At 44.4% G+C, this 15,079-nt stretch carries 11 protein-coding genes and 3 pseudogenes; 9 read left to right on the plus strand and 5 right to left on the minus strand.

The genetic code is table 11. The features are described 5' to 3' along the window. Window positions 1-13 precede the first annotated feature (13 nt). From RSX24_RS10110 to RSX24_RS10125, 4 genes and pseudogenes are all read left to right on the plus strand, one after another. Window positions 14-781, plus strand: coding sequence for an ABC transporter ATP-binding protein (locus RSX24_RS10110; protein ID WP_343260484.1), 768 nt, complete (start codon window positions 14-16; stop codon window positions 779-781). Beyond that, a complete protein-coding gene (locus RSX24_RS10115) occupies window positions 768-3,962 on the plus strand; it encodes an alpha/beta hydrolase (RefSeq protein WP_343260485.1) in 3,195 nt (1,064 codons plus the stop codon). Before RSX24_RS10110 ends, RSX24_RS10115 begins: the two co-directional genes overlap by 14 nt. A 10-nt stretch (window positions 3,963-3,972) precedes the next feature. Further along, window positions 3,973-4,907: pseudogene (locus RSX24_RS10120) on the plus strand (ring-cleaving dioxygenase). After that, a pseudogene (locus RSX24_RS10125) lies at window positions 4,907-5,509 on the plus strand (flavin reductase family protein); the annotation flags it as partial. The pseudogenes RSX24_RS10120 and RSX24_RS10125, both read left to right, overlap by 1 nt. Before the next feature lie 727 nt (window positions 5,510-6,236). Here the strand turns inward: RSX24_RS10125 and RSX24_RS10130 are convergent. After that, on the minus strand, window positions 6,237-6,845 hold the full coding sequence (locus tag RSX24_RS10130) for a TetR/AcrR family transcriptional regulator (protein WP_343260486.1): 609 nt from the start codon (window positions 6,843-6,845) through the stop codon (window positions 6,237-6,239). Window positions 6,846-6,873: 28 nt separating this feature from the next. Continuing rightward, complete coding sequence (locus RSX24_RS10135) at window positions 6,874-8,352, minus strand: FAD-dependent oxidoreductase (RefSeq protein ID WP_236412882.1); 1,479 nt, start codon at window positions 8,350-8,352, stop codon at window positions 6,874-6,876. A gap of 686 nt (window positions 8,353-9,038) precedes the next feature. Between RSX24_RS10135 and RSX24_RS10140 the strand changes: the two genes are divergently transcribed. Beyond that, window positions 9,039-9,500, plus strand: a complete 462-nt coding sequence (locus RSX24_RS10140; protein ID WP_343260487.1) for a hypothetical protein — start codon at window positions 9,039-9,041, stop codon at window positions 9,498-9,500. 232 nt (window positions 9,501-9,732) lie between these two features. On the opposite strand, the gene RSX24_RS10145 is transcribed toward RSX24_RS10140, so the two are convergent. Continuing rightward, window positions 9,733-10,026 carry a hypothetical protein gene (locus RSX24_RS10145; RefSeq protein WP_343260488.1) on the minus strand — a complete coding sequence of 98 codons (294 nt, stop codon included), beginning with the start codon at window positions 10,024-10,026 and terminating at the stop codon, window positions 9,733-9,735. Between the two features lie 195 nt (window positions 10,027-10,221). After that, window positions 10,222-10,962: an oxygen-insensitive NADPH nitroreductase gene (gene nfsA, locus RSX24_RS10150; RefSeq protein ID WP_236412885.1), complete on the minus strand. Its 741-nt coding sequence runs from the start codon at window positions 10,960-10,962 to the stop codon at window positions 10,222-10,224. Between the two features lie 282 nt (window positions 10,963-11,244). On the opposite strand from nfsA, the gene RSX24_RS10155 reads away from it, so the two are divergent. The 3 genes and pseudogenes from RSX24_RS10155 (at window position 11,245) to RSX24_RS10165 (ending at window position 13,100) form a co-directional block, all read left to right on the plus strand. Beyond that, complete coding sequence (locus RSX24_RS10155; RefSeq protein WP_343260489.1) at window positions 11,245-11,589, plus strand: winged helix-turn-helix transcriptional regulator; 345 nt, start codon at window positions 11,245-11,247, stop codon at window positions 11,587-11,589. Between the two features lie 110 nt (window positions 11,590-11,699). After that, window positions 11,700-11,903: pseudogene (locus tag RSX24_RS10160) on the plus strand (NAD(P)H-dependent oxidoreductase); the annotation flags it as partial. Window positions 11,904-12,239: 336 nt separating this feature from the next. Further along, window positions 12,240-13,100 carry an aminoglycoside phosphotransferase family protein gene (locus RSX24_RS10165; RefSeq protein ID WP_343260490.1) on the plus strand — a complete coding sequence of 287 codons (861 nt, stop codon included), beginning with the start codon at window positions 12,240-12,242 and terminating at the stop codon, window positions 13,098-13,100. 426 nt (window positions 13,101-13,526) lie between these two features. Here the strand turns inward: RSX24_RS10165 and RSX24_RS10170 are convergent, their stop codons facing one another. Further along, the gene (locus tag RSX24_RS10170; protein WP_236414311.1) at window positions 13,527-13,961 is read right to left on the minus strand and encodes a hypothetical protein; all 435 of its coding nucleotides are present in this window, start codon (window positions 13,959-13,961) and stop codon (window positions 13,527-13,529) included. A 649-nt stretch (window positions 13,962-14,610) separates the two neighbouring features. Here RSX24_RS10170 and RSX24_RS10175 point away from each other — a divergent pair. Then, entirely contained in the window at window positions 14,611-14,985 is a 375-nt protein-coding gene (locus tag RSX24_RS10175) for a hypothetical protein (protein WP_343260491.1), read from the plus strand. The last annotated feature ends 94 nt before the right edge of the window (window positions 14,986-15,079 follow it).

Raw genomic sequence — 15,079 nt, forward strand, 5'->3', positions numbered from 1 at the left:
AGGTGGAGAACAAATGAAAGAGATCGTTAAAATACATCAATTACAAAAGTCGTACGGCGCTAAAGGAAATGTGATCCCGGTACTGCACGGGATTGATATGACTGTTCAGAAAGGAGAATTTGTCGGGATTATGGGGCCATCCGGCTCCGGGAAAACGACACTGCTCAATATCGTATCCACCATTGACGAGCCGACCTCTGGAGACATCGTGATCGACGGGGAACCCGTGCTGCAGATGAATGAAGCGCAATTATCGGAGTTTCGCCGAACGAAGCTGGGCTTTATTTTTCAGGACTATCATCTCTTAGATACGCTGACCGTCAAGGAAAATATTGTGCTTCCGCTCGCCCTTGCAAGGATGAACGTGGCCGAAACGGAGCAGCGGGTGTCAGCGGTCGGGGAGCGCTTTGGCATCGGTCATATTATGGACAAATACCCGTATCAAATCTCCGGCGGCCAAAAGCAGAGAACGGCTGCTTCCCGCGCAATCGTGACCGATCCGAGGCTGATCCTGGCGGATGAACCGACGGGAGCTTTGGATTCCCGAGCTGCAGCCGACTTGCTCGAGACGATGAAGGATTTGAACGAGCAGGATTACGTCACGATCCTGATGGTCACGCATGATGCTTACGCAGCAAGCAATTGCAGCCGTGTGTTATTTATTAAAGACGGCGGCATTTTTGCGGAACTGGTCAAGGGAAGCATGGTCAGAAAAGAATTCTTCAAGAAGATATTGGATGTGCTGAACGTGCTGGGAGGAGATGCCAATGACGCTGTTTGATCTGGCGAAGAAAAACATTCGGGGCAATTTCCGCCATTATTTCGTCTACTTCATCTCTATGTTTATTAGTGTCGTCATTTTTTATATTTTCGCTTCCCTGCAGTACAGTGCGGAAATCATGAACGCGATCGAGTCGTCCAGCAGCATGAAGTCCACGTTCTTCATTGCTTCGATCGTGTTAATCTTGTTCGTGTCGGTGTTTATCCTGTATTCCAACCAATTCTTCTCCAGAAAACGGAAGAAGGAAGTAGGGCTGTATGCCCTGCTGGGATTGCCCAAACGAACGATCGGCCGATTGCTATTTTATGAAAATCTGCTGATCGGTATAATCGTTCTCGCATTGGCAATCGGTGCCGGCTCTCTTCTGTCAAAGCTCTTCACCATGATCCTGGCCCGGCTGCTCGGCATTAGCGTGGATATCGGGATGTCGATCTCCTTTCCGGCGATCATCAGTACGGTTATTGTGTTCATGATTATTATCCTGATCACTTCAGTGCAGGCGTATAGGCTGATCTACCGATTCCGGCTGATCGAGCTGTTTCGAGCCGAGCAGGAAGGGGAGCGGGAACCGCGGGCTTCCATCATTTCAGCGTTTGCTGCTATCCTCATCCTATCGATCAGTTATGGGTTCGGAGTTCGCGAGTTTGCGAATAATGAGCAGATCCTGACCAATCTTGGGGTGATGTCGGTCGGGATTATAGTGGGAACGGGGCTTTTGTTTTCATCACTTATTATTTTTGTCCTGCGATTGGCGAAGCGTCGTAAACGTTATTACTATAAAGGGTTGAACTTGGTAGTTACGTCGAATCTCGTCTATCGCATGAAGGGGAATGCCCGCACGTTCAGCATCATATCCATCTTGTCGGCTTTGGCGTTGTGCGCTTTCAGCTTTGGCTTGAGCACCTACCATACCTACGAGCATTCCACGCGTTTGATCGCTCCCTTCAGCTATATGTTTGTCAGCCAGAACGAAGCTTTTAACAGGGAAGTCGACCATATGATCCGAAGCGATACGGCGCATCCTGTGGCCGAGCAGGTTACGATTCCTATTATTCATCTGAACGGACATTCTTCGAGCGATGAGATTATATCGAAGAAACAAATGGCATCTAACGAGCTGCCAATCAAAGTCACCTCCATGAGCGGATATAACCGGGCTGCGGAAGCACTCAGCATTCCCCGACTGGATGTGACGGAGCCCGGCCTGGCGATTGCGATTCGCCCGATGTACACGGATCATGAGTGGTCGGATTATGACGGAGAGACGCTCACCTTGGAGCTGCCCTCACAGCCGTTGACTCTTGCATTTACCGATATGACGATCGAACGAATCGTGAACTGGAACTATCCGGATATAATGGTCGTGGTCGCTGACGAAACATATCACGCCATCGAGCGGCAGAGCCCTTCTGTAGACTATATCGGTTACGCGGTAGAGGGACAGAAAACAACGAAGGCTACTTCTGATGCGCTTGCCGCCATGGCAACACCGGAATCAAAGCTGTCGTCGTATTATGCCGAATATCGTGTCGGAATCGAAAGCGCTGCGCTAAATGTATTTATCCTCGGCTTTTTGGGACTTGTGTTCCTCCTGGCAACAGGGAGCGTCCTTTATTTCAAGCAGTTGACCGAAGCGGCTGGAGATCAGGCCCGCTACGAAGTTCTGAGGAGAATCGGTGTGAGCATGAACGAAATTAGCGGTTCGATCATTAAGCAGAACGCTATGATCTTTATCCTGCCGCTGCTCGTTGGAGCGGGACATTATATTGTCATATTCAGCTGGCTAAGGAGGCTGTTCGGCGGATTAGGGGGCATCAGTCTTCTGGAGCCCGTCCTGGTCTGTATTAGCGTGTTTATGATGATCTATATGGTCTATTTTGTGCTGACCGTAGGTTCTGTCAGCAAAATTCTCATTGGGGAAGCCCCGCGTTGGATCCATCTTTCGGTGCTGGTGATCGCGTCAGTAGCCATCGTGCTTGCCGGGCTCTTCGTATGCCTGGCCCCGATCCCGCAGGAAGAAGAAATTGCGAAGGGGCCAGGCGTCCAGCTCCACATTCCCGCACCTATGGGGAGCTATCCGATCGGGGTGACAGAGCTTCACTTGATGGATGAGGACAGAATGGATCCTTGGAATAACGAAGGACCGAGGGAGCTTATGATCAGTATCTGGTACCCGGCCGAAGAAGAAAGCGGACAAAAAGCTAAATATATGCGGGAAGGTGCGGCTAAGCATTATGACGAATCGGAACTTCCATCCATCGGCCTGACCCCCGGCACGGTCAATCTGGCCGATATCGATACCCACGCATGGCTGGATGCGCCTGCGGCCGAGATTGAGGGAGGCTGGCCAGTGATTATCTTCTCCCCAGGCGGCTCCATTCCGCGAAGCTTTGGCACCATCCTGGTGCAGGACTTGGCTAGCCGCGGATATATCGTCATTACCTTGGATCATACGCATGAAGCATCGGTCGTCGAATTTCCCGACGGTCGGGTCGTAACGGAGACGTTGCCGGCATTCAGTGCTGAAACGGTGCTTAAGATGATCGATGTCCGCGTCGATGATGTTCGGTTTGTCCTGGATCAATTGACCGGGATGAGGGCAGGCAGCAATCCGGACACCGGCAAGAAGCAGCTGCCTCACGGTTTGGCTGCCCTCCTTAATCTTTCCAAGGTAGGCATTTACGGGCACTCCGCGGGGGGAGCAACGGCCGCTCAAACGATGTATGAGGATGAGCGAATCGATGCGGGGATCGATATGGACGGAACGATGGGGCATATGCCCAATCATCCCCTGCCCGTAGCACAGGATGGCCTGAATCGTCCGTTTATGCTGCTGAACTCCGGGTTCAACGACGAAGGTGAAGTGGACTCGCATTTGACGGCGGAGGACCGGGCCATGTTCTGGAACCATACAAGCGGTTGGAAATTGGATGTGGCCATACCGAACGGGGCCCATTTTACCTTTACCGATTATCAGTCTCTGTTGCCTCAGCTTGCAAGCGAGGTGAGCCTTTCCAGGCTTTCGGTCCAGCAGAGCATTGGAACGGCTGACCCTGAGCAAGCGCTTGACGCGCAGCGGGAATATGTGGCGGCTTTCTTCGATCATCATTTAAAGGGCTTGCCGCAGCCGCTGCTAGAAACAACGCGCTCAATGAACACGGAAGTTCAAGTTATGGAGTAGAACACAAGGAATCCATCACATTACTGCGATTGTAGGGCATCCGCAAGAGAACGTTGATTTTTATGCCGGTGTATTAGGACTCCGCTTGGTCAAACAAACGGTAAACTTCGATGATCCGGGCACATACCATTTTTATTTCGGCAACGATGGCGGCAAGCCCGGAACGATCATTACATTCTTTCCTTGGCCTGATGCCTATAGGGGAAGAATCGGCAGCGGACAAGTGGGAGTAACATCCTACGCGATTCCGAAGGGGGCGATGACATTTTGGCAGAACCGCCTTCAGACATATGATGTTTCATTCACGATGAGTGAACGCTTTGGAGAAACTTATTTGCGGTTTGATGATCCTCATGGCCTTCATCTTGAGCTCGTGAAGCGAGAAGAAAGCGAGCTCATACCTGGAATTTGGGCGGAGGCACTCCTGATGTAGCGATTAAAGGTTTTGGAGGAGCAACCTTACTCTCCACGAGACCGGAAAGAACAGCCGAATTGTTGGAACAAGTGATGGGACTGGAATATGTCGGCCAAGAAGGAGAGCTTGCACGGTATCGTTCCTCCGCGGATATAGGAAATACGGTTGATCTGAGGCTCTCTGGAGCTGGATACGGACAGCGGGTGTCGGTACGGTTCATCATATTGCATGGCGTGCTAAAGATGATGAGGAACAGCTCCGGTGGCAGCAATATATTGCAGACCAAGGCTATCAGGTAACACCGGTGCAAGACCGTCATTACTTTAATGCGATTTATTTCAGGGAGCATGGCAGCCTTCTCTTTGAAATCGCTACGGATCTTCCAGGTTTTACGCACGATGAGTCGCATGAAACGATGGGGCAAGCATTGAAGCTGCTGTCACAATATGAGCCTCACCGGTGAAATCAAAAAAGTATTGCTTCCCTTCGAAGTGAGAGAGCTGGAACCCAACGCGGGAGGAGCGTCTTGATGCAGTCCATCGATCCATTGAACCTTACCGAGAGGGAAAATTATAAGCTGCTGATCGGCAGTATTATACCGAGGCCGATCGCATTTGTTACGACGCTTTCGCATGATGCCGTGTTATACGGAGCTCCGTTCAGTTATTTCAATATCGTATCTTCGGACCCACCGCTCATCTCGCTGTCCATCCAGCGCTCCGGCGGGAAGGCGAAGGGCACGGCCCGCAATATGAAGACGAGGGGCGAGTTCGTTGTTCATATTGTGGATGAAGACAATGTCCATCAAGTGAATATGACGGCTGCCAAGCTTCCTCCCGATCAGAGTGAAGTCCAATTGGCCGGCTTAACACCCGTCGACAGCGTTAAGGTTACCGTTCCAGGGATCGCGGAAGCTAAGATTCGCATGGAATGCGTAGTGGAGCATGCGTTGGAGTTTGGAGGACATGGTGAGAAAGGCTGCGATTTTATTATCGGAAGGGTCGTGCAATTTCATATCCAGGATCATATTTATGAAAATGGAAGAATTGATCCTGTTGGCTTGAAGGCGGTTAGCCGGTTGGCTGGCCATCATTATGCCAAAGTCCGAGACATCTTTGAGATTGAACGCCCCCTTAGGAATAAGAATTTCTGTAAAGTAGCAGAGACATCAACATTCAGAGAGCTGCGTAGGTTTATACAAACTAAATCAATGAATAGAAGTAGCCGTGTTCATTAGGATCGGCTTCTTTTTGTTCGGCAAAAAACAACAAGATACGATGAACACGAACCAAACACTTTGAGCTTTTATTTCTTGGCAAAATCGCCTTGTGTTATAATCGCTATTTTTGACATTTGCAAGATATACCTTTAGCGGAAACGGCTCAGGTGATAGTCTTATGATCATGGGAATTAGCTACGATGAATTTTGGAGATACAGTATCATCATATTTGTACTGCTAATAATAATTATGCTTGTAGGCTTTGTACTGTATAGAATGCACGAATCGAAACAATATAATAGAGAAAACGAAAAAGACGCAGGTTTTTGAAATGCTGCATTAAACACGGTGATAGGTTTGGAGAAGAGATACAAAAATAAAAACGAATATGAATGAAATACAAAGAGTTGTAAACTGAAAATACTTATTTCAATTTAAGCTGCTTGGTGCTATGCGATTAATCATAATAAGTAGCAACTTTAATCTTACGTTTTGTTAACGGGGAACAAGACTTATCCAGAAATACAAGGCAGCCGATCTACGTGGTCGGCTGCCGTTTTGCTATAGTTAAACGTATCTTTCATTCTTTAACTAAACCTACGTGTGCATGTTAACAAGAAAAATTTAGTAGCATTACAATTACCATTTTTGGATTCGCGGACCCGCGACAATTCGCATCAGCATATCCGCATTCGGCATATCATGATCATTCTCCATTGGCATGTTAAGCGTGATCAATGCGGATAACATGGTCAATAAAGCAGAAATGAGCTCGCGTGCACTCCCTGGTGCAAAGTCCCCAATCTCTTGTCCTTCTTCGAACAGTGGTAGAAGTTGTTCAACAAAGTTCTTTACGGAAAATTGGCGGAGTAATTGTTTAGCTTCCCTTGGCACATTTTCATCATTGTTTGCGTGTTGGATGAGCTTAAAAGGATATTGTATACTTTCCTCCTCTAGAATACTTGCGATAAAGGTGCGGACCTTTTCAAAAGGAGAACCAGGGAGATCATAAACACCCTCCAGCGTAGTTTCCTCCGCTACTTGTCGAATCAAGGTGATAAATAGTTCTTCCTTTGATTCGAAAAAACGGTAAAGCTGTCCCGCACTGAGCTTGGCTTCTTCAGCAATCATGCTCATTTTGGCTCCATGTAAACCATGGCCTGCAAACACCTTTAAGGCTGCCTCTAAGATTTGCTGTTTTCGAGATTCTCTTCGATTAATCAATTGTTCTTCAGATAATGGTGTCATCAGCTAGGACTCCTTCTTTATTTATGACTCAGGATGAGGGCATAAGTTGATCTATGGTTGCAAAGGTGGCTCGCTTAAATGAGGGAAGCAAAAGTTTCAGTCGTTCCTCAAGTGGTTGATCTGACTCCTTCATCCAGTGATCTAACCATTGTTTAGCTTCTCCGGATCCTCCCGCAGCGAGCAAGGCTGTCACCATTCCCGCATTGAACAGTTCGCTAGGGGATAAGAATAGGGAGTTAACGAGCCAATACAATCCAAATACTTCATAATTGGCTTGTTCCGTGGATACCTGAAGGACATGTTCGAGATAATTTTGAGCGAACTGCAATCCTTGTATCGGCTTTATACCAACATACTCCACACCTTTCCACCTTAGATCTGACACAGCATTTAACCACCATGCTACTTCAATGCAACCTTGCATCTGTTGATGGACATTGATCTCAAAGCTAGGTTGGGGATGACTCAACTGTTGTTGAAGGCTTGTTTCTAAAATTTCCGATTCCATGGCCGCAAGCGTCATCCCTTGACCATAAACAGGATCAAGTTGGCAGAAGGCATCTCCCATGACAAGTAACCCAGACGGCCATTGCTGCATTTGTTCAAAATGTTGCCTGGACAGTTCAGACACCCGAAAACCGCGTGGTAGTCCGATAGGTTCCAATCCTTCAAGGACCTCATTTAATAAAGGACAACCCAAATGGCGAATATCTTGTTCAAATAATGCAGGATCGTTGGAAGGATACTGACCATTTAAGTTCCAAAGTACCATTTCAGCTATATCGTTTTCTATGATAGAAAACGCAGCTGCATGGGTATTCTTGAGCGGATCTCCTTCTAAACGAATTACATCCAGCTCTTCTTTGCGTCCATCCGGTATGCGATAACGCCGAGTGCTATAACCGAGAGATATCTTTAATCGCTCTGGCTGCGGCACTTCGTACCCTAGCTCCGAGAGCCAATGAACAGTCTTGGAGAATTGGCCACTGGTGTCGACGATAAGATCTGCCGTCATTCTGAATTGTTTGCGTTCACCTGAAATACGTTCTCGGACTATAATGCCAGTTACTTGTGAACGATCTTCAGAAGCATGAAGGTGGATGACTTCATTCAACCCGAGCAGACGGACATTTTGTATGTTCCGTATATATTGGCGAATGCCCCATTCGAGTAGGGCTCTACTGAACGATGCATTATGACTATGTTCGACGGATGTTATTTTGCCATAAGGACTGAGGAGATGTGTAGTTTTCCCACGAGTAGAGTAAGCACCCTTTTTGATTAATTCATCCATCAGTCCAGGGAATAAACGGTTCAGGATTAAACTGCAGCGAGGCGTTAAACGATGAGGCTGAAAGGCTTGGGGTGTTCCAGAACGACTGTCAGGTTCTTCAGAAAAGTGGTCTCGGTCTACAACCACAACTTCAGTATAAAAATTAGACAGAACTTTAGCTGCCAATAGTCCGGCAATGCCTCCACCAATAACAATAGCACGGTCCGTTTTCATGAGTCATTTCCCCTTTATTAACAAGTTTGTATAGATTAACTCAATGTAAGGATTAACGAACTAATAATGAAATCACCTGAATTAAGTAAACTGAACTCGTTAGCTAACTTACTGTGAACCACCTCCCGTTCTAAAGAATGAATCATTCATTCTCAAGATACTTCATTTTCTTTTTATTGTAAATTCCCTTAAATTATGTACGAATTTATGCTAGAAGTTTTGTTTTTGTGAGACAATAATAAAAACAATTTACTTCTGATGCTTCTCTATTCCAACTCCGCATGATAGCAATGCTTACAGTTACGATTTAGAAGAAAGAATTGATTTAAAGTGGCCACTAAGCATAGTTCCTTCAAAAAAAGCCGACTTTTGCTTCTAAGGCTCGATATCCCATCTATGGAGTGCATAAAAGGGATCTTAACAGGGTGGGGGATAGAATTGGCTATGAAGCAATACAAAGCATTTAGTTCTCTGACGATGTTAGCACGGGATAGGACTGAACATATCCATTTCAAGGAGAAAAGGTATGAAGAGTCAAGTGGATGCTCCTAATTGAGCAGGATAGTGAATTAGCATGGGAGAATGTTTATATAAAACAGACACGACATCATCTTTCCTTGAGCTACTTAAGATGCACAAAGAAGGTAATTCATCAGCTATTCAAGTAGGTAAGGAGACATTGAGAGGTGGGAATGATGAAAAATCCGAAGTCCGAAAGTGATAGAGAGCGATTTTTAATCGAATTAATTAATTTGATGGTGCCCATAAAGGGAGGAACTATTGAATTACGTGATACGGATAAATGGCTGAGTTCTAATTCCACGTTATCAAACCCTGGAAGCGTTAAGAAGGCAATCACATGGACTGAAATAACCGAACCATTCTATATTATGAAGTATCCGGTAACACAGCAGTTGTATCATTTAGTCATGCACGAAGAAGATATGATGCTAAACCACTTGCATATGACGGAAGTTTCGTGGATAGATTCAATCAACTTTTGTAATATATTGTCTAGAATGCTTGGCAAAACTGAATGCTATACAATCACTAATGAAAGTGAAAAGACAACATATCGGTCATACCCCTGCAAAGTAGACAGTAAAAAAAGACAAAACTTAAGCTGCGGCCGTTTCCCGGTATTCTAAGGGAACGGTCTTTTAGTTTTTACTGGAATCGTTCTGGTTTAGGAACAGAATGTATCCACTCACGTACTGTTCAACCTCCGCTTTGATTTGCTACCTTTTTCAAGATATAAATGAGAGAAGAACGACTCAATACAGGCAGTGGTTTAGGTCATTCTTCGCCTCGAGTGACTACCTAGCTGAGAAGAGGGATATCGCCTGTCATCGTATTGATTTTATGGGACAGCCTCTTTTGTTAAAAAAGGTTTTTAGTAATCTTTTGGGTCAGAAGTTCAAGTTTCGGTACCTTGACAGCATCATCAATGGCTGAAATTTTTTCGGGTTTAAATAGTTGAATTTTCATTAATTGATAATAATCAAATAAAATTTGTTGAACTGTTAATTGATTCGTCATTAGATACTTGGCATTGAACATTCCCCTTAAAAGCTCATTCTGCATAATTAGTAGCTTGCCGTTGATATCATTAAAAATCCCTTTTTGAATTCCTTCTTCGTAGAAACCCAAAACCTGATGTTCTCGCTTCTTCATTGCTTGATTCAGTCGATCATACCAATCCGGATAACTGGTTGCCTAATACACCTACCGTAGATGACATGTCAACTCCTCTTTCAAATGCTGGATTTACTGTTTTACAAGTAAGGTACCCAGGGAGTTGGCACAGCTATGGAAAGTTTGGTCCATCAAATTCAATCTGCCGGGTTAAAGTGAGATTTTACGCTTACTTTATTTTTTCGCATATCCTTGCTTGTTCAAATAGTTCATCATTTGAGGGAGAGTACTTCTCTGGAGATGATCTTGGATATGGTCACTCCATCCCTTTACTTTTTTCACTGTGAAGGGAGCCATAACCGGACGGCTCTCATAATACCTCAACATGGCTTCATCATAGATGGCTAATTTCTCTTGATCCAGTGGTTGATATTGATTTTCTTGCAAGACCATGGATTGAGGCAGCCGCGGCTTAAGTCCAGGTTTATCTCCTGCCGGGGTACCCAAGCATAATCCCACCAAAGGTATCACATACTTCGGTAATTTCAACAGGTCAGATAATTCGTTAATATTAGCTCTGACAGCCCCGATAAATACACCGCCAAGTCCCATGGATTCGGCTGCTGTTAAAGCATTTTGTGCCATCAGTCCAGCGTCGAACGTACCAACCAACAGAAATTCAATATATTCAATATCCACCACTGGGGCAATTTGATGATTACGGTTAAAATCTGCACAAAAAATCCAAAACTCTGCTGCTTCTTCAATATAGGGTTGATCCATACTGAGTTGCATCACTTTTTTTCGCAGATCAGGATTTGTGATTCGAATAATCGAAACGGCTTGAAGAAGACTGGAAGATGAAGTTTGACTAGCTGCTTTAAAGATTGCTTCTCGCTGATCTTCTGTCAAGGGTTTATTGGTAAAAGATCGCACAGATGCATGATTATGAAGCAGTGAAATGGTTTCATTCATGTAATCCATCTCCATATTTATTTGATATAATAACTCTGTATTGATAAGGAACTCACATATTTTCGCGTGTTCCCTACTCTCCTTTATGCTGTATAGGCTTAGAGTTGAATCACCTATTTGCTATAATTAAATTATTAAATTAAGACTGCTAACTAAATATTGGCCAATGTTGTTCTGTCCCGGTGACATTGACACTATCATAAAATTTTTCGTTGGATCCGCAAAGAGGGCAATATAAATGAACATAGTACAACTTTTTGTACCTTCGGGGGGGGGATATCAATGAGGGTCTGTAATGAAGGATTTGATAAAGCGTTTATCGATGAAAACAGGGATATGTACGCGATATCCTTTACCCAATATGTCCTTTCAGGACGTTGGAAATACTTTATACTATGGTATCTAAGAGGAGAAACGCGTCGCTATACGGACATAAAAAAATTTCTTGGCGGTTTATCGCAAGGCTCTCTCACAAAGCAGCTTAGAGAGTTGGAGAAAGATGGAGTCATTAAACGTGATGTTTATCCAGAAGTTCCTCCTCGGGTAGAGTATTCGCTTACAGACAAGGGGAATAAATTACTGCCGATCCTTGAGAAGATGGAAGACTTCGGAAGAGAATACGGCTAAAAAAAATATTGTGGCTGAATCTAAGCAAGAACCTTTTGAACCCTCGGTTGTTCTTCACGATCATTCGCGCCACGGCCAGGACATACAGATGGACACACGTCTTCGTGTGAGCCGAGCAGTCAAAAGTAGCTCATCTTGACGCGATTGTCGATCAATACGTGGCTGCCGATAATTACCTGTATGTTTCCCCCATGTCGAATTTCTCGCCGGTTTTTAAAGAATACACGGATGCGACTTCAATTCCGGGCAAGACGTTCAAGTATACCAAGAATGGTCCTGTAAGTTTGTTGTCCGGCAAGAAAGCCTTGCACATTTATCTGAAAAAGATTGCAGTTTTATAAATGATTACGGCCATTACGGATTCCATATCATTCTTCCGCTTGTCTATGCTGCGCTTGGCATCGCTTCCTGGGCTTTGCGACCGAAAAGCCGTAGACTTTAATGGCATAAAGAGATTAGAGGCGATATGATAATGTTCTATAACGTTGATTGAAGTAGTAGAACTAGCTGGTTTACGTGCCAATGATACCGCTGATTAGCGGTATACTTTAACTATAATTAGGAATTATCTGTCTATTCCATTATTTCTTTGATACTCTGTTAAATATGTGATGGTAACACCGAGGAGGTAGCGACTCATGGTTGAGAAAATGCACGTCGACGAAAAGGAACTTGATGAAGCGCTCGTTCGTCGTCTGCTTGTTGCACAGTTTCCCCATTGGGCGGATCTATCCCTGCGACGGATCGAGCCGGCTGGCACAGTGAACGCCATCTTTCGGCTAGGCAACGAATATTCAGTTCGGCTCGCGCGTCGGGAAGGGCCTACGACACCAGAAAGTCCCGAGTTTACTTGGCTGCCTAAGCTTGCTCCATTGGTTCCGCTGGAAGCTCCTGTACCAGTCGCTCTAGGGCACCCGAATAGCGAATATCCGTGGTTTTGGTATATACACACATGGGTTGAGGGCGAGACGGTACCGATAGAGGAGATTGACGCGATTCAGGCAGCTCGTGATCTTGCGGAGTTTGTTGCAGCGCTGCAACAAATCGATTCATCGGGTGGGCCGCAGGGACGCGGCATTCCTTTGGCTCAAAGGGATGAGGGGTTCCGATACTGGTTGGCACAGTTCGATGGCGATGTTGCTGCGGTGTCTGATGTATGGGAATCGGCACTTGCCGCGCCTCCGTGGAGCGGCCCACCAGTTTGGCATCACGGCGACCTTGACATGCGTAACTGGCTTGTGCGAAATAAACGAATCACCGGTGTGATTGATTGGGATACAATGGGCGTTGGCGATCCTGCATGCGATGTCATTGTCGCATGGAAGTTACACTCGCCGGCAGCACGTGACTCGTTCCGCAAATATCTTCCTACGGATGACGCTACATGGGCAAGAGCCCGCGGATGGGTCGTATCGCAGGCGGTGGCAGTGCTGGCTTACTATACGCCAGAAAACAATCCAGTTCTGTACCATGAGGCGAAATCCTGGCTCGACCTAGTATTGTCAGAATGATGCTTGATAATCTTGCCGTTAAGTATCAATGGTGTCATGGAGATCGAATCCGATAGTTGAATAATTATAAAGGCAAATCGAGTAGGAGGGGGCGACTAACCCCCGTCCTCTCACACTAAATGTTCCCATTGATTGTCCTCCGACATCTCGATATAAAGGTAGGCGTTTTTTATATATTAAAATGTCGAGGGACAAGAACATGGTCCCAATGAAAGCCGCTATTTTAGCGGTTTTTTTGTTTATCGGTACAAGGAGAAGCTGGAACGTGAGCAATGTGGTTCCAGGGAGAACATACCAAGTTGTTATAACATCCAATACAAACAATGACATGGATGGCGGATTTTGGCTCACAGTTGACGGTTACGCATATCAATAAAATCAAAAGGATGCCAATACGTTAATTTCGCGTTTGGCATCCTTTGTTTTTTACTTGATAGTAGAGGCATATTGCATCATGGTATTTTTGTTAAAATGAGAACTACTCATTTCAATAAGAATATTATTTTTAACCCATGTTAGCGTGCCACCATGATTATTTCTAAATGGGCTATAATGGTACTTAACCCCATTCTTTATTATTAGTTCTGTGCTGTCCGATTGATTTATTTCTTGCCCATGGTAATAGCTCTCATAAAGACTTAGTACAGGGTCAGTATCTGACAAGTAAAATATCACAAATGAACCATCAATCTTTTTAGTGACAACCTCAAATTCTCCAGAAATACTTGCGTATAGAGGCTTAAAGTTCACCTTCATATTATCAGACCCTTTTTCTTCCACCTTTAGGGGTTCCGCATTTACTGATGTGTCATAAACAAATATTGAAATCAAACACAAAACAAGAAGCATTCTCTTATTCATGGTTACCTCCACTAAAGTTTTATCTGGTAAATAGCATAAACCTTAGAGAATTAAACTATACATAAAATCCAACAATTGGTTTAATTTCAGGAAAGATGGACGTTTTTTGTGTGTTTAACATCAGGAATATGAAGGGAAGTATACTGCAATCGGTACATAGCCCGTTAAATAGTGACACAAAGTTTCACCTGTAAAGAGGCATTGATATAAACAATAGGTATGTGCCAATGGATTTCGAGTTGTTTTTTTACGCGCAATCCGTTTTTTCATTTTCCTGGTTTTCGTAAGGACCAGCAGAGCACCGACAGGAAAAACATCTAACTAAAACAAAATCAGAAGAATTGATTTTAGATTATTATAATTCTTAGAGATAATCCGAAGATTAGGCGTAATTGAAATTCTCTCAGCTATACGTTAAGGGACCAAATGGACGGCACAGTTGGAAGAGGTATGGTTTCCCCAAACCCACGGTAGAAAGTACTAGCTTCCGACACGGAGATAAAAATTTCATGTTTTCTCGACTACCAGACCTAAACATGTGTACTTCACAACATACACTGAAGCAGCCTTCTTAACCAAAAGTTTGAAAAAATTAGTAGTGTCATTATTTTTGTTAAAAATCTAAATTTAATGTATAGAGGGAAATCTCATGGCAACTTTAAATAACATTGCAAAAGCTTTTTTACACTACTGTAAAAGAAAAGATTCAAATGAAATGAGTTATGGAGAGGAGGTACCTTTAAAAAACTTGATAGATTGTTTATTTTCTCATCCAAGGTTTGAACGCCGTATCTTTTTAGATCTGACAGAGCACTTCCTTTGTGGATATGTTCAAAAACCTGATATCAAGCAAAAGGAACGATATGATGATGATGACGTAGAGGTGTTGCTGGAATCATTAACTCAGTTCCTTGAGGCGAATAGTATCGATAACTGGATTCTAATCCCTCTGAGGAATGCACATCTGTTGTCGAGGGACAAGAACATAGTCCGATTACCGTTTAGATGGATATCTAAAAATTGAGCGGATACACATAAATCCGCATTAAGTACCATAATAAATGAAAAAGTTCACATTGTTATAGAACAACTGAAACGATGAGAGGCTAAATACAAGC

Source organism: Paenibacillus hubeiensis (assembly GCF_032334105.1).
GTDB classification, from domain to species: Bacteria; Bacillota; Bacilli; order Paenibacillales; family Paenibacillaceae; genus Paenibacillus; species Paenibacillus hubeiensis.